Annotated in this window: 21 protein-coding genes; 11 read left to right on the forward strand and 10 right to left on the reverse strand. The window is 64.0% G+C overall.

The features are described 5' to 3' along the window. The first annotated feature begins 95 nt into the window (after positions 1–95). Both R4P57_RS02065 and R4P57_RS02070 read left to right on the forward strand, forming a co-directional pair. The gene (locus R4P57_RS02065; RefSeq protein WP_317801246.1) at positions 96–347 is read left to right on the forward strand and encodes a modification methylase HgiDII; all 252 of its coding nucleotides are present in this window, start codon (positions 96–98) and stop codon (positions 345–347) included. Between the two features lie 97 nt (positions 348–444). Beyond that, a complete protein-coding gene (locus tag R4P57_RS02070) occupies positions 445–966 on the forward strand; it encodes a DUF1992 domain-containing protein (RefSeq protein ID WP_317801248.1) in 522 nt (173 codons plus the stop codon). Here R4P57_RS02070 and R4P57_RS02075 read toward each other — a convergent pair. Further along, positions 950–2,515, reverse strand: coding sequence for an NAD-dependent epimerase/dehydratase family protein (locus R4P57_RS02075; RefSeq protein ID WP_317801250.1), 1,566 nt, complete (start codon positions 2,513–2,515; stop codon positions 950–952). The two genes, R4P57_RS02070 and R4P57_RS02075, sit on opposite strands and share 17 nt — an antisense overlap. Next, a complete protein-coding gene (locus R4P57_RS02080) occupies positions 2,512–3,741 on the reverse strand; it encodes an aminotransferase class I/II-fold pyridoxal phosphate-dependent enzyme (protein ID WP_317801252.1) in 1,230 nt (409 codons plus the stop codon). Before R4P57_RS02080 ends, R4P57_RS02075 begins: the two co-directional genes overlap by 4 nt. A gap of 395 nt (positions 3,742–4,136) precedes the next feature. Here R4P57_RS02080 and R4P57_RS02085 point away from each other — a divergent pair, with 395 nt between their 5' ends. After that, the gene (locus R4P57_RS02085) at positions 4,137–5,255 is read left to right on the forward strand and encodes an acyl-CoA dehydrogenase family protein (protein WP_317801254.1); all 1,119 of its coding nucleotides are present in this window, start codon (positions 4,137–4,139) and stop codon (positions 5,253–5,255) included. 3 nt (positions 5,256–5,258) lie between these two features. Here R4P57_RS02085 and R4P57_RS02090 read toward each other — a convergent pair whose 3' ends face one another. Beyond that, a complete protein-coding gene (locus R4P57_RS02090; RefSeq protein WP_317801256.1) occupies positions 5,259–5,861 on the reverse strand; it encodes a ribulose 1,5-bisphosphate carboxylase large subunit in 603 nt (200 codons plus the stop codon). Positions 5,862–5,915: 54 nt separating this feature from the next. Here R4P57_RS02090 and R4P57_RS02095 point away from each other — a divergent pair, with 54 nt between their 5' ends. The 3 genes from R4P57_RS02095 (at position 5,916) to R4P57_RS02105 (ending at position 8,346) form a co-directional block, all read left to right on the forward strand. Continuing rightward, positions 5,916–7,100: an NAD(P)H-binding protein gene (locus tag R4P57_RS02095; protein WP_317801257.1), complete on the forward strand. Its 1,185-nt coding sequence runs from the start codon at positions 5,916–5,918 to the stop codon at positions 7,098–7,100. Next, positions 7,100–7,810, forward strand: a complete 711-nt coding sequence (locus R4P57_RS02100; protein WP_317801259.1) for a type II CAAX endopeptidase family protein — start codon at positions 7,100–7,102, stop codon at positions 7,808–7,810. Before R4P57_RS02095 ends, R4P57_RS02100 begins: the two co-directional genes overlap by 1 nt. 98 nt (positions 7,811–7,908) lie before the next feature. Continuing rightward, entirely contained in the window at positions 7,909–8,346 is a 438-nt protein-coding gene (locus R4P57_RS02105) for an Lrp/AsnC family transcriptional regulator (RefSeq protein ID WP_032376860.1), read from the forward strand. On the opposite strand, the gene R4P57_RS02110 is transcribed toward R4P57_RS02105, so the two are convergent. Then, positions 8,318–11,032 (reverse strand): molybdopterin-dependent oxidoreductase, encoded by a 2,715-nt coding sequence (locus tag R4P57_RS02110; protein ID WP_317801261.1) that lies wholly within the window; start codon positions 11,030–11,032, stop codon positions 8,318–8,320. The two genes, R4P57_RS02105 and R4P57_RS02110, sit on opposite strands and share 29 nt — an antisense overlap. After that, a complete protein-coding gene (locus tag R4P57_RS02115; protein ID WP_317801264.1) occupies positions 11,029–11,841 on the reverse strand; it encodes an FAD binding domain-containing protein in 813 nt (270 codons plus the stop codon). The genes R4P57_RS02110 and R4P57_RS02115 overlap by 4 nt, the downstream gene beginning before the upstream one ends. 214 nt (positions 11,842–12,055) lie before the next feature. Between R4P57_RS02115 and R4P57_RS02120 the strand changes: the two genes are divergently transcribed. Together R4P57_RS02120 and R4P57_RS02125 are read left to right on the forward strand one after the other, a co-directional pair. Further along, complete coding sequence (locus R4P57_RS02120; RefSeq protein WP_317801265.1) at positions 12,056–13,624, forward strand: PucR family transcriptional regulator; 1,569 nt, start codon at positions 12,056–12,058, stop codon at positions 13,622–13,624. Between the two features lie 9 nt (positions 13,625–13,633). Further along, the gene (locus R4P57_RS02125; RefSeq protein WP_317801266.1) at positions 13,634–14,266 is read left to right on the forward strand and encodes a DUF2461 domain-containing protein; all 633 of its coding nucleotides are present in this window, start codon (positions 13,634–13,636) and stop codon (positions 14,264–14,266) included. A 10-nt stretch (positions 14,267–14,276) separates the two neighbouring features. On the opposite strand, the gene pucL is transcribed toward R4P57_RS02125, so the two are convergent. From pucL to uraD (R4P57_RS02145), 4 genes are read right to left on the reverse strand one after another with little or no spacing between them, the layout of a single operon-like run. After that, positions 14,277–15,197, reverse strand: a complete 921-nt coding sequence (pucL, locus tag R4P57_RS02130) for a factor-independent urate hydroxylase (RefSeq protein WP_032397428.1) — start codon at positions 15,195–15,197, stop codon at positions 14,277–14,279. A 1-nt stretch (position 15,198) separates the two neighbouring features. After that, complete coding sequence (uraH, locus tag R4P57_RS02135; protein ID WP_317801267.1) at positions 15,199–15,525, reverse strand: hydroxyisourate hydrolase; 327 nt, start codon at positions 15,523–15,525, stop codon at positions 15,199–15,201. Then, positions 15,522–16,025, reverse strand: coding sequence for a 2-oxo-4-hydroxy-4-carboxy-5-ureidoimidazoline decarboxylase (uraD, locus tag R4P57_RS02140; RefSeq protein ID WP_317801268.1), 504 nt, complete (start codon positions 16,023–16,025; stop codon positions 15,522–15,524). The genes uraH and uraD (R4P57_RS02140) overlap by 4 nt, the downstream gene beginning before the upstream one ends. 10 nt (positions 16,026–16,035) lie before the next feature. Beyond that, positions 16,036–17,940 (reverse strand): 2-oxo-4-hydroxy-4-carboxy-5-ureidoimidazoline decarboxylase, encoded by a 1,905-nt coding sequence (gene uraD, locus R4P57_RS02145; protein ID WP_317801269.1) that lies wholly within the window; start codon positions 17,938–17,940, stop codon positions 16,036–16,038. A gap of 175 nt (positions 17,941–18,115) precedes the next feature. On the opposite strand from uraD (R4P57_RS02145), the gene R4P57_RS02150 reads away from it, so the two are divergent. Continuing rightward, positions 18,116–18,652, forward strand: coding sequence for a nucleotidyltransferase family protein (locus R4P57_RS02150; protein WP_317801667.1), 537 nt, complete (start codon positions 18,116–18,118; stop codon positions 18,650–18,652). Positions 18,653–18,691: 39 nt separating this feature from the next. Here R4P57_RS02150 and R4P57_RS02155 read toward each other — a convergent pair whose 3' ends face one another. After that, positions 18,692–19,252 carry an alpha/beta fold hydrolase gene (locus tag R4P57_RS02155; RefSeq protein ID WP_317801270.1) on the reverse strand — a complete coding sequence of 187 codons (561 nt, stop codon included), beginning with the start codon at positions 19,250–19,252 and terminating at the stop codon, positions 18,692–18,694. A 168-nt stretch (positions 19,253–19,420) separates the two neighbouring features. Between R4P57_RS02155 and R4P57_RS02160 the strand changes: the two genes are divergently transcribed. Together R4P57_RS02160 and R4P57_RS02165 are read left to right on the forward strand one after the other, a co-directional pair. Beyond that, positions 19,421–19,822, forward strand: coding sequence for a VOC family protein (locus tag R4P57_RS02160; RefSeq protein ID WP_317801271.1), 402 nt, complete (start codon positions 19,421–19,423; stop codon positions 19,820–19,822). Between the two features lie 5 nt (positions 19,823–19,827). Next, positions 19,828–20,487, forward strand: coding sequence for a class I SAM-dependent methyltransferase (locus tag R4P57_RS02165; protein ID WP_317801272.1), 660 nt, complete (start codon positions 19,828–19,830; stop codon positions 20,485–20,487). The last annotated feature ends 14 nt before the right edge of the window (positions 20,488–20,501 follow it).

The following is a 20,501-nucleotide window of genomic DNA, read 5'->3' on the forward strand; positions in this document are numbered from 1 at the left end:
CCCCCCATCATGCCCCGGGGCACCGACAGGCAATCCCCGCGCAACCTCCTTGTCCGAGCCGGTGTTGTTTCCTCCGATTCGGGTACCCGACCGCAATGACCGACGACCTAGAGATCATGCAGACGATTTCCGCCAAACTCGACGCTCTGCTCGGCAGCAAGACCAACGGCCTGCAGAACGAGGTGCCTCCTGGTGCGAGCATCCAGTCCGACGAGGACGACGCCGAGCAGGGGCCACTCGGCCGTGACTACCACCTGGCGAGCAAGTACGCACAGGCGCTCGCGATCAACGAGCCACAGGTGATCGACCGCGACGAGTTCGACCGGTTGGTCGCCGAGTACGGCTGACCCAGCTCCGACATAGGCCCCGGCTCAGTGAGGCCGGGGTCTCGTCGTGTCCGGCGAACCTGGCGGACACCGCGGCGCCGGTTTTACACTCGGCGAGGTGACCGAGAGGAAAAAGCCGGGAGTCACTTTCGAATCCTGGGTCGACAAGCAGATTCGTGAAGCACGGGACAACGGTGCCTTCGAGGGGCTCGAGGGCACGGGCAAACCCATCCCGGCCGGTGATCCCGACGACGAACTGTGGTGGGTTCGCGGCTACTTGAAGCGAGAAAATTTGCCGGTGGACGCACTCCTTCCCACGCCACTGGCGCTTCGCAAGGAGATCGAACGACTGCCATCCACCCTGATCGCCGTGCGCCGCGAGGATTCGGTACGAGACCTGTTGGACGAGTTGAACGTTCGCATCGTCGACTGGATCCGCTTCCCGACTCCGCCGATCGTCCCGCTCGGTCCCGTCGACGTCGAGACGTGGGTGGCTCGGTGGCGAACGAACAGGGCCGAAGTGGATCGCCTCGAGCGAGAGCGCACAGTCGCGTCCGCAGAGCCTGCAGCGACACCCGGCACTGGCCGGGTGTCGTCGTGGGTCGCTCGTGTCCGAGCGGCCGTCAGCTGGTGGCGCTGAGGCCGATCGTTCCGAAGCAGTAGGCGAGCGCGTCGGCCGCTGTCGACACGTACGGAAGATCGGCCGACCCGTCGATGCGAGTTCTCGATGGCAACAGCCCGTCGGGGCGCGTTGGCTCCTCCCGGGTGGTCCACCCGGTCACTCGGCGCCGAAGCCCGCCGACCACGGTGTCCACGGCGTGCCGAGTACCGCTGCGCAGCGCGACGGGCGCAGTGTCCAGCTCGGTCCGAGCGAAGCGCAGTGCAGCATCGACAGCGTCGACGGTCTGAGCGGCCGAGGATTTCCCACGGGTCCCGGTGCTCAAGCCGTGTCCGGATAGATCAAGTACCACGACGTCGACTCCGGCGGCCGCAATCTCTGCGGCCAAAGGTGTGAGATAGCGCGCGTGGAGACCGGCATCGGCCACGAGAACCACGGAGCTGCCGGATCCGGTCGACGACCGATGAATCTCGGTGTGCACGGATGAGCCCCCGGCGTCCAACTGCCGATGCTCCACATCCAGGGCTGCTACGTCTGTGCGAGTCAGTCCGACAGCGTCGGAGGCCGAACGCAAGGCTGCTTCGCAGGCAATGTGACGCTCGAGTGCATCCTCGCGTCGCACCAGCGATTTGCCCTGGAGAAGAATCATCACCGCCGCGCTCTCGTGTGAGGTCAGCGTCGGTGCCCAGCCGGTAGCTCGTCCGAGCTCGGACGAGTCGACGATGGGTTCGCCCGGTGTGACCCATTGGCCCGAAAAGGGGGTGAGTCCCAGGCGGAACGCCACGTTCGCAACATGCGTTGCGGCTTTCTGCGGAACGTCGAAGATCAATTGGCCCTGCATCGCGGCGAGTTCGCGCACACCGACCCAGTCCACCGGGCCCAGGTTGTACGGACCGACGAGGTCGGTTTTCGCAGCCCGATGGAAGGCGTCGGCCATGTCGTCCTGGTACAGGAATTGATACGATGCCCGATCCGCGTCCGGGAATGCACCGATCGGCCCGGTGAACTGGTCGATCCCGTCGTTGGCGAAGTCGGGTCCGATGATGTAAGTGCACCGCAACATGGAGATGGTCATCTCGCCGGGGTGCCTACGGAGCCACCACTCCGCATAGTGCTCGACCTCGGCCTTGTCGTAGAAGTAATAGCGGTTGGGATCGCCTGCAGGATAACTGTTCTCGGTGAGCGGCTCCGGAACGATATCGGCACCGTATGCGTTGATGCTCGACGCGATCACCACTCGCGCCACGCCCGCACGATACGCGGAATCGATGACGTTGCGGGAGCCGCGGAGATTGATGTCGTGGGTTTCGGCCTTGTCTTTGAGCTCCTCGACCACGAACGCCAAGTGCAGCACGACGTCGCATCCGACGAACGTCTCCTCGAGGTCGGGAGAGCGAATGTCCGAGCGGAGCGAGGTGAACTTCGGGTGCGTGATCCGGGCTGGGCGACGGGCTATCCCGATGACCGCGTCCACCTCGGGATCCTCGAACAGCCTCGGAAGTATCGCGGCCGCGAAGTCACTGGTGGCTCCCGTGACCGCGATTCGCAAGCCGCGGGCGTGCTCACTCATGCCGGCAGTCCTGCGACCGCTTCCACGATCTGTTCGGTGGCCGTGGCGATTTGCTGCTCGGTGTGTGTGGCCATCACGCACAAGCGAAGCAGAGCACCGGATTTGGGAACCGCGGGGTGCAAGGCGGCACTGGTGAAGATACCTCGGTCGTACAGTGTCTTCCACAGGCTCATGGCGACGAGGTCGTCACCGACGTGCAGTGACACGATCGGCGACGATATGTCGCCGGTGGGGGTCGCGGAGCGGCCTGCTACGTCGAGCCCGGCCGATTGCAATCCGCCGCGCAGGATCTCGGAGTTGTCGAGCACGCGCCGAGCCCGATCCTTACCCTCGTCGCTACGGATCAGGCGGACCGAAGCCAACGCGGCACCCACCGCAGCAGGCACACCTGAGGTGGTGAACAGGAAGGCGCGGGCCTTGACCCGGAGGGTGTCGATCAAGTCACTCGAACCGGTGACGAACCCACCGGTGGAGCTGGGGCTCTTGGACAGTGATGCCATCGTGACATCGACGTCCTTGGTGATGCCGAACAGCTCGGCAGCTCCGGTGAGTTCGGCCCCGTAGATGCCGAGGCTGTGTGCTTCGTCGACCATCAGTGCTGCGTGATAGCGGATACACAGCTCGGACACCGCATCGAGCGGCGCGAGGTCGCCTTCCATGGAGTACAGGCCGTCTACGATGACCAGCACGGCTCCGTCGTCGACGACGGGTTGCTGGAGTGTGGCTTCGAGATCGGCCATGTCGTTGTGCTTGAACTTGACCACCGACGCGCCCGAGAGAGCGCTGCCGTCGCGGATCGATGCGTGTGCCGCCGAATCGACGATCACCGTGTCACCGGGGCCGACGATCGCACTGATCGTTCCGAGATTCGTTTGGTAGCCCGTGGTGAAGACGAGTGCGTCATCGGTTCCGTGCCACTGGGCGATCTCGTGTTCGAGTTCGAGGTGGAGGTCCAGAGTGCCGTTGAGCAGTCGACTTCCGGTGACAGCGCTGCCGAACGTGTCGAGCGCGCGTTGGGCACCCTCGACGACCATCGGATGGTCGGCGATGCCGAGGTAGTTGTTGGACCCGAGCATGATCTTGTCCTGGCCCTCGACGCGGACGACCGGCGCGACGGCCGATTCCATCTTGCGGAAGTACGGGACCACATCGGCTTCTCGCACAGCGCGCAGCAAGTCCACGCGCTCATCTCCGCCGAGTCGTTTCATCAATCTGTTGACAACCATCGTTTACCAGAACTCCTCACAGAGTTGATTTCGGTTTGTCGCGAATTCTTGGGTTGATTCGGAGCGGCCGGAAATATCGATTGGTATTGGGCCGAAGAATATTCGACGTCGAAAAAGACGCTGATGCAGCGGAAATCGGTTGGTAAATCGGTCCGAAAAAATGATCTGGGTTCTTTTCGCAGTGCAAACTTTACGATATCTTTAGTTTATCTGCGCAGGTCGCGGGGTATTGTCGACGTCCAGTGCGAATTCACCTGCTCTACCGTTGTGCATATGAGTATTCTACCTATTTGTCCCGATCAGCTGATGGTACAAATAAGTCGATCCCGCAATCAATTAGTGGCACACAATCAATCAGTGGCACACAATCGATTAGTGATACAAGGAGATGAACTGTGACTGGACTAATGGTGCACGAAAGGGAAACGCTCGAGAAGTACATGCCAGGTTTGCTGCACTATCTGGACACAACCCCATTGGCCAAGCTCGAGTCGCGCGATTCGGACGCGATCGACAAGTTTCGAGAATTCGGCGGTACCGGTTTGGTGGTCCCGGGCGAACTGGGCGGTCTCGGCGCTCCGGCCATCGACGCGGTCCGGGCGCAAAGGGCCATCGGGTCTCGCTCGCCCTCGCTCGGCGCGGGAACCACGATGCACCATCTCTCACTCGCATCCCTGACGGAATTCGCTCGCGGTGCCACCGATGACGACCGCGCGTTGATCAAGGGATTGGTCGAACAGAAGGCGATCGTCGCTTCCGGATTCTCCGAGGGCGTCACCGGCGGGAGTGTGTTCATTCCGACGATGACAGCCGTGAAGAAGGGCGACAACTACATCGTCAACGGAAGCAAGAAGCCGTGCAGTCTGGCTCGTTCGATGGACTTGCTGACCTGCAGTGTCGAGATCGACTCCGGTGACCGCGCCGTCGCTCTGATTCCGGCCAGCCTGCCGGGTATGAGCGTGAAGCCGTTCTGGACCACCGACATTCTGGCCGGCGCGCAAAGTGAAGAAGTCCTGCTCGAAGACGTCGAAGTGCCCGCGAGCCTGGTCCTGCCCAACAAGGACGACGATCCGGATGGCGTACACGAGATGACCGGTTACCTCTGGTTCGGCATGTTGATCTCCGCCAACTACATCGGTGCAGCGACCTCCCTGCTCGAGCGGATGATCGAGCAGGACAAGGGCGACTACGAGGGTTACGTTCGGGCGGCGGCCGAACTCGAGACATCCATGGCGGCTATCGAGAACGTGGCCCGCGCCTTCGACGAAGGCGAACGCGGACAGGACATCTCGGTGAACTTGTTGTTCAACCGCATCGCGATACGCGACGCACTGGTCCGCAGTAGTTCGGCTGCCGTCGAATCGCTCGGCGGGATCGGCTTCATCAAGTCACCTGAAATCGGCTACGTCGCAGCGGCATTGCACGCCTTCGCATTTCACCCGCCATCACGACGATCTGTTTCGGAGACCCTGGCACGTTTCCACGCAGGTGAAGATTTCGCCTTCGTCAAGTAGCGGTCAGTCCTCGGAGCGCTCTTCGTCGTTCAGTTTGTCCTCGCCTCGGTTTCGGAAGAACTTGAACCCGGGGATGCCGATCACAGCGCGTCGTACATCTTTGGTGACTCCGAGGAGCTCGTGAATCTCGGGGGACACCGAGTCGAGGGTGGCGAGAATGGGAAGCAGGGCCTCCATGTGATCCAGGAGGCCGGGCAGCTGGTCGACCATGGCTATGGCGGCGTCGACCTCTTCGTCGGACAGGTTGTCCACGAACTTCCGCGCCATGGGCTCGGCCTGCTTGGCGATGGGATCGAACAGTTCGATCAGCTCGAGTGCAGTGTGCGAGGCGACCGATGCCGATGCGACGACCTCGTCGGCGGCACCGGTCGTCCGCTGCACACTGGCGACGACTGCGTCGGCCGAATCGATCACTCGATCGATTCGTGTCATCAATGTCTCTATGTGGTTCAGCAGTGCTTCGATTCGGCTGGGCAGGGTAAGCGCGAACTCGGTCGTGGTGAACATCCAGCTCACACCGACCCGCGCCACCGCGACTCCGCGCCGGAGCACCGTTTCGGTACCGAGGGGATCGGGGAGAACCACGCCTGCCAAGACAAGAGCCATAGGAGCGACAATGCCACACCGACGCAACGCCCCGACTGCCGTTAGCCTCGAAGCATGAGAGCTCTCGTCACCGGTGCCAGTGGGTACATCGGGTCGCGGTTGGTGGCAGCTCTGCTGGCCGACGAGGCCGACGTCGTCGTCGGCTCCCGAACGCCGGTCAACCTGCGGACCTTCGACTTCTTCGACTCCGTCACCGCAGTCTCGCTCGACGTCACCGACGAACAGTCCTGTGCTGCCGCGTTCGCAGAATCCGGCGACATCGATGTGGCCTACTACCTCGTGCACGCCATCGGCGAGTCCGATTACCGCGCGCAGGACCGCCGGTCCGCCGAGCAGTTCGCTGCGGCGGCCGCGCGGGCGGGAGTACGCCGAATCGTCTATCTCGGCGGTTTCGTACCCGACGACGACCACCTTTCGGAGCACCTCGCGAGCCGGGCGGACGTCGGCGAGGCTCTGACGGTGGACGGCGTCGAGCTGGTCTGGCTCAGAGCGGCCATCGTCCTGGGTGCAGGTTCGACGTCGTACGAGATGTTGCGTTACCTCGCCGACCGCTTGCCGGTGCTGCCGCTGCCGAGTTGGCTCGCCGAGCCCGTGCAGCCCATTGCCGTCGACGACGTGCTGCACTACCTGCTCGCATCCGCCGACGCCGACGCAGTTCCCGCGGGCTCCTACGACATCGGTGGGCCGGATGCGGTGCCGTATCGAGATCTGGTGTTCGCGTACGTCGAAGCTGCCGGCCTCCAGCGCATCGGCGTTCCGGTGCCGCTGGTGCCTACCTCACTCGCAGGCAAGGTCATCGGAAAGATCATTCCGGTTCCCGCCGGACTCGCCGAAGATCTCGTCGGGTCGCTGCACAACACGATGACGACGTCGGAAAGTCGGATTCGTGAGCTCGTTCCCGACCCTCCCCGAGGTCTCACCACGATTGCCGACGCCATGGCCCGTAGTGTGCGGGGAATGGTCGGTGACCCTCCCGGTGTGTGTGCGCTGAAAGATCCGCTTCGGTTGGCGAGCACCGACGCAGCGTGGAGCGGTGGTGACGCTCTGGGGATCAGACGTCGCGGTGTCGCGGCGTCCTCGGACCGCACCTGGGGGTTGATCGAAGCCCTCGGTGGGCGTCGACTGCTGTATTCGAAGCCCATTGCGGCAGCGGTGCGTACCAATCTCGACGTGATAGCCGACGTGAATCGACGGGCGAGGTCGGCCGTGCGCCGACTGACCGATACCGAGGAGGCGTGATGGGAACGTGGTCCACGACCGCGCTCAACGTGATGAAGTCCGCTCTGGTCGACCCGGTCGAGCGCGATCACAAAGAGTCCGACGCGGCGTTCCGTAGGCGGCGAATCATCGTGCTGATCACACTGGTGATCGGTGCCACGGTGCTCTACTTCTCGCTCAAGGTCGAGCCGGGGGATCCCGCGTTCTACGCACTGACCCTTGTGTTGGCGGCAGTCTGGACGGTCGGCGGATTCCTCTCGGGCCCACTGCATCTCGGACGCATCCAGGTCGGGGGATCGATCAGGCGGCCGATCGTCACGCCCATCCTCATCGGTCTCGCCGTCGGCGGAGTGTTCATGCTCGGCGGTCTCGTGGTGCGGCAGATTCCGCCGCTCGCCGACTTCACCGAGAACGTACTCGCGCACGCCCGGGTGGGTTCGCTGGTGCTCATCGTGTTCATCGCGCTGCTCAACGGCGTGGCCGAGGAGATCTTCTTCCGAGGCGCGCTGTACTCGGCCATCGGCGTCAAGCGTCCGGTGATCATCTCGACGGTGGTCTACGCGATCGCCACCCTCGCGTCGGGCAACCCGATGCTCGGCTTCGCCGCGGTGCTTCTGGGCTACGTGATGGGCCTGCAGCGGCGCGCGTCCGGCGGAATACTGGCACCGATCCTGACGCACGTCAGTTGGTCTGCGGTCATGGTTCTCGCCCTACCGCCGCTCTTCGTGTGATCTCGGCTACTCGAACAGAAAGAGGCGTAAGCACCGATTCGACCAGCAGAAACGGATGTGGGCGCTGATTCGTCTCGGATCTGGGCTACATTGCGCAGGTGAGTGAAAATCTCGATCGCGTCGATCGCTTGATCATCGACGAGCTTGTTTCCGACGGCCGCGCTACTTTGGCGACGTTGGCGGAGAAGGCTTCCCTGTCCGTCTCGGCCGTTCAATCCAGAGTTCGACGGCTGGAATCCCGACGTGTCATCCGTGGGTACACGGCGCAGGTCGATCCGGAGGCCCTCGGCCGGCCGCTGTCGGCGTTCGTCGCCATCACTCCGATCGATCCGGCCCAACCGGACGATGCCCCGGCCAGGTTGAAGCATCTGTCGGCCATCGAGTCGTGCCACTCGGTAGCCGGTGAGGAAAGCTACGTCCTGCTGGTGCGAGTCGAGTCGCCGAGGGCGCTGGAGCGCTTGCTTCAGGAGATCCGCGCAACCGCCAACGTGCAGACGCGCAGCACGATCATTCTGCAGACGTTCTACGACCGCTGACCGCCCGCCACACCCGGTCCGACGACATGGGTAGGTCGTACAGTCGGGCACCGACGGCGTCACGGATGGCGTTGGCCAAGGCCGGTGCCACGGGATTGTACGGAGACTCGCTCATCGACTTCGCGCCGAACGGGCCCAGACGGTCGTAGGTGTCGGCGAACAGCACTTCGGTGCGAGGAATGTCCGCGAACTGCGGAACGTGGTAGCTACGAATCGAATCGGTGGTGACCAGACCGGCACCGTCGGTGCGGATCTCCTCGTACAGTGCGCTACCGATCGCCTGTGCGACGCCGCCCTCGACCTGCCCACGGCACTGCTGCGGGTTCATCACGGTTCCTGCGTCCGCGCTCTGCACCGACTGCAGTATTTTCACGGTACCGGTGTCCTCCTGCACCGCCACCCGGAATGCGTGCACGTTGAACGCGAGCGAACGCGGCAGCCCGCCACTGTTGCCCACGGTGACGAGGGTGCCGCCTGCCATCGTCAGAATGTCGTCGAGGGTGACGAAGCGATCTCCGCAGCGCACGCCCTCCGGTCCGAGTGTGCAGTCCGAATTCCGGTGTCCGGTCGCGGTGGCGGCCAACTCCAGGATCCGAGCCGACATCGCGCGAACCGCCGCATACAGGGCTTTGCCTGCCACCACGGTGCCCGCCGAACCGAATGCGCCCGTGTCGTATGTGACCGAGTCGGTGTCGGACTGATCGACTCCGACGCGGTCGACGGACGTGCCCAGTTCACTCGCCGCGATCTGAGTGTGGACGGTCGTGGTTCCGTTGCCGAATTCTGCAGTCCCGACGCGTATCTCGTACCGACCCTCGGGCAGCAACGCCACCGAAGTCTCGGCGCGGTGGCCACGCGGCGGAATGGTCGCGATCATGGACACCGCCATTCCTTCGCCGACCTTCCAGCCCGCCGGTGCGTGCTCGCCGTTGCCCCGTCGCAGAGCGGCTTCGGCGAGGTCGATGCACTGGTCGAGGCCGTAGCTGCCGAACTGCAGGTCGTCTCCCTCGTGGTGGGCGGCGACGATGTCGTCGCCGGGGACGATCACGTTGCGTCTGCGGAACTCGAACGGGTCGACGTCGATCTCTCGCGCCAGGTCGTCCATCGCCGATTCGATCGCGAACATCACCTGTCCCAACCCGTAGCCACGGAAGGCTCCGGACGGGATGTTGTTGGTGTACACGGTTTTCGCGTCGACTCGCTTGTTGGCACACCGGTAGATCGCCACCGACTCGCCGCAGCCGTGGAACATCACGCCGGCACTGTGGTTCCCGTAGGCACCAGCGTCGGTGAGAACGTCGATCGACAGGGCGGTCAGTGTGCCGTCTGCGCTTGCGGCGGCCGTGACGTCGACGCGGAAGGGATGACGGCACGGTGCGACGGTGAACTCGTCCGTGCGCGTGAACTCGAACTGCACCGGTCGACCGGTACGCAGTACCGCCAGCGTCACCACGTCTTCGGTGAGCAATTCCTGCTTGCCGCCGAATCCGCCGCCGACGCGCGCAGTGAACACGCGAACGCGATCGCGCGCCAAACCGAAGATCTCGCAGATCTCGTCGCGCACCAGAAACGGAACCTGAGTGCTGGTGCGCAGATTCAGCTTTCCCGTCTCGTCCAACCAGCCGATGGTGCCGTGGGTTTCCAGGTGTACGTGCTGAATCCGCTGAGTGGTCCAGCGGCCGGTGACCACCGCCGCTGCGCCGCGAACGGCAGCGTCGACGTCCCCGGTACTGCCGTGCAGCTCGGCCACCAGGTTGCGAGACGGATCCGCGATCCGAGCCGTCGCGTCCTTGTCGCCGTGGATCTTCGGCGCATCGGGTGCGAGTGAGGACTCCGGATCGAACACTGCGGGCAGCACGTCGTACTCCACGACGAGAGCGCGGCACCCCTCCTCGGCTGCTGCAACCGATTCTGCGACCACGACTGCCACCCGCTGGCCGATGAAGCGCACGACGGTATCGAGAACATGGGTGTCGTCCGGATCGTCGACGCGGCGGTCGTGGCGGGCCGTCGAGAATGCCGTTGCCGGACTGTCTTTCGCAGTCAGGATCAGATGCACCCCCGGCACCTGCTCCGCCGCGGTGGTATCGATGGAGACAATCCGGGCATGCGCGTGTGGACTTCCGAGAACACTGGCGTGCAGCAACCCGGGAGGGGTGTGGTCGAGTGTGTAGGGCTCGGTTCCGGTGACGATGCGCGTGCTGGCGGGTGCTGCGAGGGACCGTCCACACGCCGGACCGTCGACGGACTTCTCGGTGTTGACCACCCCGCAGACGGCGTCGGACACGGCGCGATACCCGGTGCAGCGACACAGGTTTCCCTTCAGCCGTTCGGGAAGCTCGTCCAGATCTTCCTCGGTCAGCGTCGATGCGGTGACGACCATTCCCGCAGTGCAGAATCCACACTGGAAACCGGCGGCTTCGACGAACCGGCTCTGCATCGGATGGAGATCGTCCGGTGTACCGAGCCCCGCGACGGTGGTGACGGACCGGTTGGCCGCACGGAACGCGGGGAAGATGCACGAATGCACCGGTTCGCCGTCGACCAGAACCGAACATGCGCCGCAGTCGCCCGCGTCGCACCCTTTCTTCACCTCGAAGTGGTCGTGTTCACGGAGCATGGTGCGCAGACACTGACCGGGCCGTGGAGTGACATCGGTCGGTACACCGTTGATGTCTACGATCATGACAACTCCTCGCGAATCTGCTGCGCTGCAGTGGAACTGATGTGATGCCTCCAGTCCGGAGCCCCGTGAGGGTCGTCGTACCAGTGCTGGGGACCGATGGTGGCGGCGAGTGCGTCGTCGAGTTCGCGCGCCGTCGGCAGACTCGGGAAGCGGAGAACGAACGGACGGACGGTCGACGCGCTGACGGTCAGAACGAATTCGCCGCCCTCGTCGACCCGCCCGATCACCACGGCGGCCGATCGCCCGAGCGGTGACAGTGAGAGCTTGCGCATCGCCGTTCTCGACTGGAGTGCGTGTAGCGGAATCTCGATGCTGCGCAGCACGTCCCCCGGGCGCAGGGCATTGGTCTGTGGGCCCGTGACCAGATCTGCGATCGCGATGCGGTAGTCGTGATCGGGCCCATCACCCGACCACACCTGCCCGACGCCGTCGAGAGCCGCGGTCAACGAGATCATCGCACCGGCAGGCAGGGCCAGTGCGATGTTGCCGCCGACGGTGGCGGTCTTCCAGATCTTGAACGAGGCCAACAATGCTTCTGCGCAGCGGGGAAACAGTGCGGTAGCCGGCCACGGAGAGGTGTAGCGCGCCAGTGTCTCGATGGTGCACGTCGCGGCGATCTCGAGCCCGGTCTCGGTGACGGTCAACGGCTCCCAGCCCAAGGCAGTGATATCGACGAGGGTGGCCACATGGTCCTGTTTCTCCGAGAACAGCCAGGTACCTCCCGCGAGCACAGCGGTGTCCACGCGACCGGGCGGAAGGTCCGCGCGAGAGCCGGGAAGCAGAATGTCGTCGACAGTACCGAGATCCATGGCCTTCGTTTCACCTCGTCCTCGCCGGCATATCCACCGCGCCGGCAGATCCACCACCCGATGTGTTGTCTCGACTGTAATGAGTATCTGTTACCGATCTTCGGTCGTTCGGCGATACGCCCGAAACTCGGAGGAAACAACCCACACATACTGTTTCCACCTACGAGCTCAGCTGTTTCGAGCACGCTCAGCGAGGGCCGGGGGAGGAACAGCAGTGCAGGTCAAGGACTTGCTCGACGCCACGCAGCTCGGCATTCGATTGCTCACCTCCGATCCGGACGCCCTGGGTCGCACGCTGCGATGGACGTACACGACCGATCTGCCGGACCCGTCGCGCTACATCGCGGGTGGCGAGCTGGTCATCACCGGTCTCGTGTGGCATCGAACACCCGCAGACAGTGAGATGTTCGTCCAGGCCGTCGCCGAATCAGGAGCCTCGGCACTGGCTGCCGGAGAAGGATTGCTGGGGCATGTCCCACCCGATCTGATCGACGCCTGCGAGCGGCACGGGCTGCCCCTGCTCGCGGTACCCGAGACCGTCTCGTTCGGCGAGGTGACCGAGTTTCTCGTCGGCCGTGTCACCGGAGACCGTATAGCCTCGCTGAACACCTCGCTCGTCCGGCAACGCCAGCTGCTCACCGCGATCGCAGACGGCAGAGCGCTCGACGAGTTGGCGCTGCACACCTCGAGGGAAACCGGGATGGCGTGTCTGATCTTCACGGCGACCGGACGTCGGCTGGTGGCCGAGGTCTCGGCATTCTCCGATGCCGACGTGGATACGCTGACGCACGCTGCGCTCTCCTCCGAAAGACTGCCCACGACAACCACTCTCAGTGACGGCGGTGCGTACAGCATCTTCGGCATCGGGCCGTCGCTCGTGCAGCGGACCACCCGATGGTTTCTCGCGGTGGCGGGAGACATGGCGACGTTCCCACCCGCCATCTCCGATGCGTTCGGCCAGCTCGCGGCCATCGCCGCGCTCGATCGTGCTCGACGCGAGGAGGGACGGCTGGTCCGACGCGAAATCGCCGACCAGGCAGTGGCGTTGATCGAGGCCGACAGCAGCAGACCCGAAGCCATGACGCGGCTGCGTCAGGCAGGCGTCGACCCGAACCGCTCGCTGGTCGTGGTCAGGGTCGTCCACAGCGGACGGATCGACCTGCGTGAGATGCTGCGTACGGTTCTCAGCGACACGTTGACCTCCTTCGGTGGCGGCTGCGTCGGGTGCAGCACGCACGGCGACATCGTCGCTGTTGTGAACACCGACGATCCGAACTTCACTCGGACACTGCGAACCCGATTGACTCGCTTGGGTTCCGGCATCGGACACAGCCGTCTGCTGGTGGGCGTCAGTTCCGAAGCAACCGGGATCACCGTCGACGGTGCGCTGCGATCTGCCCGCCACGCGCTCGAAGTCAGCAGGCAAGGGTCCAGCCCGGTGACCGTCACCGCGGGTGCGCAACTGACCTCGGCGGTGTCGATGCTCTCGGCACTGCCGGACGACGTGCGTCGGTCCTTCGTCGAACACGTTCTCGCTCCGCTACTCGACTACGACCGGCGTACCGATGCCGGTCTGACCGATACCCTCCGCGAGTTCCTGGCCACCGGTGGATCGTGGAACCGAACGGCCGAGTCGTTGCACGTCCACCTCAACACCGTGCGCTACCGAATCAAGCGAGTCGAGGAGTTGCTGGGCCGCGATCTGGGTTCCACCTCGGACCGACTCGATGTCTACCTCGCGCTTCAATCCATCCCGCGTTCGTCGGCCACCGGGGCCGCATAGGATCGAACGATGACTGGCTTCACCGGAATACCCTTCGCGGCCCTGGATTTCTACGAGGATCTCGAAGCCGACAACAGCAAGCTCTGGTGGAACGAGCACAAGGATGTCTACGACAATGCGGTCAAGGGGCCGATGACGGCGTTGCTCGCGGCACTGGAACCGGAGTTCGGTACTGCCAAGGTCTTCCGCCCCTACCGTGACGTTCGCTTCTCCAAGGACAAGACCCCGTACAAGACCCATCAGGGCGGATTCGTTGCTCGCGGCGACAGTCTGGGCTACTACGTCCAGATCGACCCCGCTGGGTTGTTCGTCGCAGGCGGCTTCTACGACTCATCGACCGAGGGTGTTGCCCGCTACCGCCGCACCGTCGACGACGACGTCCGCGGAGCCGAACTCGAGCGGATACTGGCGACGCTGACGAAGGCCGGATACGAGATCGGCGGCGACAAGCTCAAGACCAAGCCGCGGGGATACGAGCTCGATCACCCGCGCATCGACCTTTTGCGCCACAAGTCACTCACCGCAGGTAAGCATTTCGGCTCACCCGCCTGGCTGGAGACACCCAAGGCCGCGACGAAGGTGCGCGACGCCTGGCGGGCCCTGACCCCGTTGGTGGAGTGGACTGCGGCGCTGCACACGTGAGCTCGGCGCTCTATCCGACGACAGAATATGTCCGCCAGGCACTTCCGGCGTCCGGGGCATCCTCGCGCTCGACGGTTGCCTGAATCAGACCGTACGGCCGATCGTCCGCGTTGAACACCTCGAGATTGTTCTCGATGCCGAACTTGCCCAGGTCGTAGACGAAGTGATGCTTGTTCGGTGCCGACATCGTGATCTCGGCGATGAACGGATACTTCTCCAGCACCGCCTCGCCCATGGCGTACAGAGTCTGCTGAAGGGCCAGCGACTGCAGATTGGCGAACCGTTCGATCATCGCTGCCTTCACGCCCGCGTAGACGGCGTCCCACTCGACGTCGGTGGTGGTGTATCGCCACTGCGCTGTCAGTGATGTCGCCATCACCCGGTCGGTCGTGGGCTCGAGAATCGTCAGGTCGTCCTCGAGGAAACCGTGGAACTCCGAGCCCGTGGACTTGAGAATCACCATCTCCTTGAAGCCGCTGATCACCCACGTCTGCTGCGCATCGCCCTTGCCCTCGACGGTCACCGCCGACGTACGGATCTCCTCACCCTTGCGTGTCCACGTGTGATCGTGCTCGACGCCGTCGATCACCGCGCGAGCCCAGGCGTACTCCTCGAGTTCGATGCGGGCACCTTCCACAGGCTCCACATCGTCGACGAAGTGGCGAGCCAGATCGAGGCCGTAGCTCTCCAGGTGCAGCAATCCCTTGGTCTTCGCGTATGCGTACGCGGTCTGCTTCTGGGTGTCGGTGGGAAGGACATTGGACTGATCGCCCACCAGGTGCGCGGGAGAGAAGTCGCCGCGCAGAGCGCTGGACACGTTGATGTCGTGGATCTCGTGCCGAGGCGAGTCCCGATAGATCCGCACCACGCGGTTCTCCGCCTTGCCGTACTGGTTGGATCCGAGGACGATCTTTCCGGTCAGGTCGGTCATGTCAGCTCCCGCGATAGGTCGAATAAGCGAAGGGGGACAACAGCAATGGGACGTGATAGTGGGCATCGGGATCGGTGACGGTGAACGAGATGGACACCTCGGGGTAGAAGTTCGGTGTCGACGTCGCCTCGAAGTAATCGCCGGTGTCGAACGAGAGGCGGTACACGCCCGGATCGATCGGACCGGGCACGACCTCGCCGATTCGGCCGTCTCCATCGGTGGTGGCCGTGGAGATCTCGCCCTTCTCGGGATGGAACAACCGCACCCGCATCCCCACCGCCGGTGTCCCCGCGGTGGCGTCGAGGACGTGCGTCGACAATCCGGTCACTGCTCGGGACCCAGCATGCGGCCGAGGCGAATTCGGTTGATCTTGGCCAGTTCCACGCGGAGCACCCGTCTTTCGGTTTCGGCATCGTTGTCGAGCCTCTCCTCGAGGATAGCGAGCAGGTCCTCCGCGGATCTGCCGGTGGCGCACACCAGGTAGACGTGCCCGAACTTCTCCTCGTAGGAACTATTTCCCGCCGCCAACTTGTCGAGCACCTCGGTGCCCGCGGTCGTCACCGCGGCCTGCTCGCGTTTCGACGACGGGTTGTCAGCCTTGCCGCCGATCCTGGGGTGACCGTCGAGCGCATGATCGATCTCCGCCTCGGGTAGCTCGGCAAGCACTCGATCGGCCCTGTCCAACAGCATGTCTCGACTGTCGAAGGGGCGACCCTGGGCGACTCGACGGGCCCAGATCGACGATGCGCAGCACTCGTAGAGTGCATGCATCGCCTGCCGATCACTGAGCCGATTGAACCCGTCGAGCCCTATCCATTCGTGAAGCACATCCCGCTCGCTATCTGAAGTCGTTGATGCGACCGAACCGCGCGGCCGCGATCGGGTTGGCATCGGCCACGAGATCGTCGAACCGGTAGTTCGCGATCTTGGCGATCTCTATCATCGCGAACGACCGCTCCGCCGACGGTGCATTCTCGACGCGCGACCACCCGTTGGCCAGGACTCGATCGTAACGCTCCGTCTCCCGTGCACAGATCACCAGCGGGAAGCCGAAGTGCTCGCGGTATTCGGCGGCGAGTTGCACGATGTTGTCGTGCTCGTCCTCCTCCAGGTTGGACAAGCCGACGTGGTCCGCTGCGTTGAGGGTGCCAGTGGCGTCCTCGCTACCGAGATCGGGGTAGCTGCTGATCAGCTCGATCTGTTCCTCGGTGGTGCCGGCCAACAGTGCCTCCTGGAATGCCTCGCGCAGACCGTGCGCATCGGCGAAAGGCCGCTGCTGGTAGGCGCGTTCGATCACCCACGGCGTGCCCTGCACCAAGCCTCCGAATGTGGCAGCGAAGTCCTCGGAGGACATCTCGTTGACCTTGTCGAGGGTGATGCCCTTACCCGGACCACCGGCGACGGCCTGCCCGCGATTGCCGATGTGGAAGAACAAGACGTTGAGCACGATTGCCGAGACCGCGCCGAGAACGATGCCACTGCCGAACAACATTTCCAGCCAAGCGGGCACACCCTCGGAGACCGTCGGTTGAATGGTCACGAGCATCGCGAGCCCGAGGCTCGTGGCGACGATGATCAGGTTGCGGTGATCGGTGAAATCCACCTTCGACAGAGTCTGGATTCCGACCACGGCGACGGTCGCGAACAGCGCGAGCGCGGCTCCGCCGAGTACAGGCGGCGGGATCGATGCCACGACGGCTGCCGTTTTGGGAAGCAGGCCCAGCAGGATCATGATGCCGCCGGCCGTGGCCACCACCCAGCGGCTGCGCACACCGGTCAGGCGGACCAGGCCGACGTTCTCCGAGAAGGCCGTGTACGGGAACGAGTTGAACGTACCGCCGATGACGGTGGCCACTCCGTCCGCGCGCAGAGTCGCCGCGATGTCGTCCTTCTTGATGCGCTTGCCGACGATCTCACCCGTCGCATACACGCTGCCGGTGGTTTCGACGGCGATGATCAGCATGACGACGATCATCGAAATAATCGCGACGACACTGAATTTGGGCACACCGAACAGGAAGGGCTGTGTGAAGCCGACCCACGACGCCTCCGAGGTGCCGTCGAAGTTCATGTCTCCCAGTACGAATGCGACGGCGCTACCGATCACCAGGCCGAGCAACACGGCGATGGTGGCCATGAAGCCCTTGAAGAAACGCTGGATGAGCACGATGATCAGCAGCGTGCCGATCGCGTACGCCATCCACCGTCCATTGGTCGGATCTTGCTCGTGCGTAGCAGGATTGGTCACCGCATCGTTGACGGCCACCGGGAGGAGCGCCACGCCGATGATCGTGATGACGGTACCGGTCACCACCGGTGGGAAGAAGCGCAGCAGCCTACTGAAGTACGGAGCCATGAAGAACGTGACGAGACCGGCGACGATGACGGCACCGTAGACGTACAGCAACCCCTCGGTGCCGCCGCCGTTCGCCATCGCGATCGCGATCACCGGAGAGACACCGGCGAACGTCACGCCCTGCAGGAGTGGCAGGCGGACACCGACCTTCCAGAATCCGACCGATTGAATGATCGATGCGATGCCGCAGGTGAACAGATCCGCATTGATCAGGTGGATCAACTGTTCGTTGGTCAGTCCGATCGCGCTGCCGATGATGATCGGCACCAAGACAGCGCCTGCGTAGAACGCGACGACATGTTGGAACCCGTAGGCGGCAAGTTTCGGAACGGGGAGAACTTCGTCGACAGGATGGACACGTTTGCGTGTGGTGGGCTTGAGGGACATGGGTGGGCACCTCGCGGAAGCAACAGGGCAGGATTCCTGCGACGCTGCAGGAGAAGTGCACTAAGAATCAGTCATCGCGCCTATCCTCGCTAGTCGAGCGCGCACAAACTTGTCGACGTACTCGAGATGGATGTTGTGCGAACATCCAAGACTCCAACCGAGAGTGAAAGGAGCGATCGTGTCGGACCTGGCCGTCGGAGTGCTACTGGCCGCCGGTGCCGGAACGCGATACGGATCGCCCAAGGTGCTCGCCCACGACGGGCTGTGGCTGAGGACGGCGGTGCGGGCACTGCGCGACGGCGGCTGTGATCGCGTGCTCGTGGTGCTGGGCGCGGCGGACGCGGCCATGCCCGACGGCGTGATCGCGGTGCACATACCCGACTGGCACCAGGGCATGAGCGCCTCGTTCACCGCCGGTTTGTCGGCGGCGTCGGACGCTGAATACGCGGTTGTGCACGTGGTCGATACCCCGGACGTCGGACCCGAGGTGGTGCAGGCAATACTCGCCGCGGCGCGGGAAACCGGTCTCGCCAGGGCCGTGTTCGACGGCCGTCCCGGACATCCGGTCGTTCTGGCGCGTCGACACGTCGAGGCAGCCGTGGCATCGGCGTCGGGCGATTCCGGTGCCCGGGACTTCCTGCGGGGGAGAGACGACGTCGTTGCCGTCGAATGTTCGCAATGGGCAACGGGAATCGACCACGACTATCGGTGAGCGGACACCCAGTCTGCATGTTCGACCGAGTCGGGCTTGTCATCGACCACGAGGATCGGGACCGGTAGAAGCGTCCCCGCGGGGACGCCCGAATCCGCGGATCTCGGCGGCAACGGCGTCGATCATGCCGTCGAACTGATGACCACCGGTCGGAAACTCGACCACTGTGGCCGACGGGAGAGCCGTCGAGTTCAGCGCCAGGTGAGACACGGGAACCACGTCGTCGTCCCGGCAGTGGACGAGCGTCAGGTCGGTCTCGGGTTCTGGGTCGGTGAACGCGTAGTCGGCGACGTCCCACCCACACGGAGTCCAGTCCGGCATCGCCAGCAGGGTGGCCTGCAGGGGCCATTGCCGGCGATGTTCTGCCAAGACCCTGACGAGGATCGATGCGCCGAAGGAATGCGCAATCACCGAATCCTCGGGTCCGAGCCGGTCCAGGTGCTGCCGAACCGGTTCGGCCCAGTCCTCGAAACCCATGTCGGTGTCGGACAGCTCCGGCATCCGAAGGTCGAGACGCAGAGCTCCAGCCAAACCGTGCGCCAGCTCCGCGTCGTCGAAAAATCCGCCGGCACCATGAACGAACAGAAGTCGACCGACCATGCTGGGTTCCTCTCCTCGGTAATGCTGTCACCGAAGAAGACCGAATCGCGGCCGTGAATTCACCGGTTGACTCGGATTCGGGGTCCGTGCGAGCATCGTCGGCAGCGTCGCGTGCCGATGACGGACTGCGTCAGGCATGGAGGCGTCGTACTGCCCAGGAGGCAGCGCATGTCCATTTCGTTCGATCACACCATCATCGTTGCGAAGAACAGTTCCGATTCTGCGGTGTTCTTTCGCGAGCTGTTCGCTCTGCCAGAGGTGCCGTCGTGGGGACCGTTCGTCAACGTGCAACTCACCGACGGCACGCTCGTTCAATTCGCCGAGCCCCCCTTCGACGATATTCAGTGTCAGCACTATGCCTTTCGGGTGAGCGACGATCTGTTCGACGCGGCCTACACCAGGCTGGTCGACCAGGGCGTCGAACACTGGGCCGATCCTCGGATGACCGAACCCGGCACTGTCAACACCGACCACGGTGGCCGCGGAGTGTACTTCCGCGACCCCACCGGGCACTTCTTCGAGATGCTGACGCACTCGTACCTGTCGACGCCGGGTGAGCCGGTACCGTAGCGACTGTGACCGAGCAGCAGCATGTTTCGATGACGAGGGCCGCCTACGACACCGTTGCCGAGAGCTACGCCGACCTCGTTCGTGACGAACTCGACGGCCGGCATCTCGAGCACGGATTGCTGGCGACGTTCGCAGCCCGGGTGCCGAGCGGGCACGTTCTGGAGGTGGGGTGTGGATCCGGCCGCATCACCGACCAGTTGCACCGCCTCGGCCTCGACGTAGCGGGAATGGATCTGTCGCCCAACATGGTCGAGGTCGCGCGGCGCGAACACCCGCACCTGCGATTCGGTGTCGGATCGATGGAGGCATTGGACGCGGGGGACAGCTCCGTTGCCGGGATCGTTGCCTGGTACTCGATCATCCACACTCCTCCCACGCAGCTGCCTGCGATATTCGCCGAACTGCATCGAGTGCTGACGCCGAATGGTCCACTGCTCCTGGCGTTTCAGTCCGGCAACGAGCGAGTGCGGCTCGAACATGTCTACGGACACTCGGTCTCGTACGACGCATACCGACTCGACCCCGACGTGGTCGCAGGCATGCTCGTCGAGGCCGATTTCGAGGTGGACGTGCGCGTGCATCGCGCTCCGATGGGATACGAGTCGACATCGCAGGCATTCCTGATAGCACGCAAATGGAAGACCTTCGGACTCGACGACCGGTAGCGTCGCTCAGGCGA

It is taken from the genome of Rhodococcus sp. IEGM 1330 (assembly GCF_033142445.1).
Taxonomy (GTDB): Bacteria; Actinomycetota; Actinomycetes; order Mycobacteriales; family Mycobacteriaceae; genus Rhodococcoides.

What these genes read in the sequence shown, in the direction of transcription:
- R4P57_RS02065 (WP_317801246.1), top strand. Translation starts at nt 96, where the DNA reads ATGACCGACGACCTAGAGATCATGCAGACGATTTCCGCCAAACTCGAC.
- R4P57_RS02075 (WP_317801250.1), bottom strand. Translation starts at nt 2,515, where the DNA reads ATGAGTGAGCACGCCCGCGGCTTGCGAATCGCGGTCACGGGAGCCACC.
- R4P57_RS02080 (WP_317801252.1), bottom strand. Translation starts at nt 3,741, where the DNA reads ATGGTTGTCAACAGATTGATGAAACGACTCGGCGGAGATGAGCGCGTG.
- R4P57_RS02090 (WP_317801256.1), bottom strand. Translation starts at nt 5,861, where the DNA reads ATGGCTCTTGTCTTGGCAGGCGTGGTTCTCCCCGATCCCCTCGGTACC.
- R4P57_RS02095 (WP_317801257.1), top strand. Translation starts at nt 5,916, where the DNA reads ATGAGAGCTCTCGTCACCGGTGCCAGTGGGTACATCGGGTCGCGGTTG.
- R4P57_RS02100 (WP_317801259.1), top strand. Translation starts at nt 7,100, where the DNA reads ATGGGAACGTGGTCCACGACCGCGCTCAACGTGATGAAGTCCGCTCTG.
- R4P57_RS02110 (WP_317801261.1), bottom strand. Translation starts at nt 11,032, where the DNA reads ATGATCGTAGACATCAACGGTGTACCGACCGATGTCACTCCACGGCCC.
- R4P57_RS02115 (WP_317801264.1), bottom strand. Translation starts at nt 11,841, where the DNA reads ATGGATCTCGGTACTGTCGACGACATTCTGCTTCCCGGCTCTCGCGCG.
- R4P57_RS02125 (WP_317801266.1), top strand. Translation starts at nt 13,634, where the DNA reads ATGACTGGCTTCACCGGAATACCCTTCGCGGCCCTGGATTTCTACGAG.
- pucL (WP_032397428.1), bottom strand. Translation starts at nt 15,197, where the DNA reads ATGACCGACCTGACCGGAAAGATCGTCCTCGGATCCAACCAGTACGGC.
- uraD (WP_317801269.1), bottom strand. Translation starts at nt 17,940, where the DNA reads ATGTCCCTCAAGCCCACCACACGCAAACGTGTCCATCCTGTCGACGAA.
- R4P57_RS02155 (WP_317801270.1), bottom strand. Translation starts at nt 19,252, where the DNA reads ATGGTCGGTCGACTTCTGTTCGTTCATGGTGCCGGCGGATTTTTCGAC.
- R4P57_RS02160 (WP_317801271.1), top strand. Translation starts at nt 19,421, where the DNA reads ATGTCCATTTCGTTCGATCACACCATCATCGTTGCGAAGAACAGTTCC.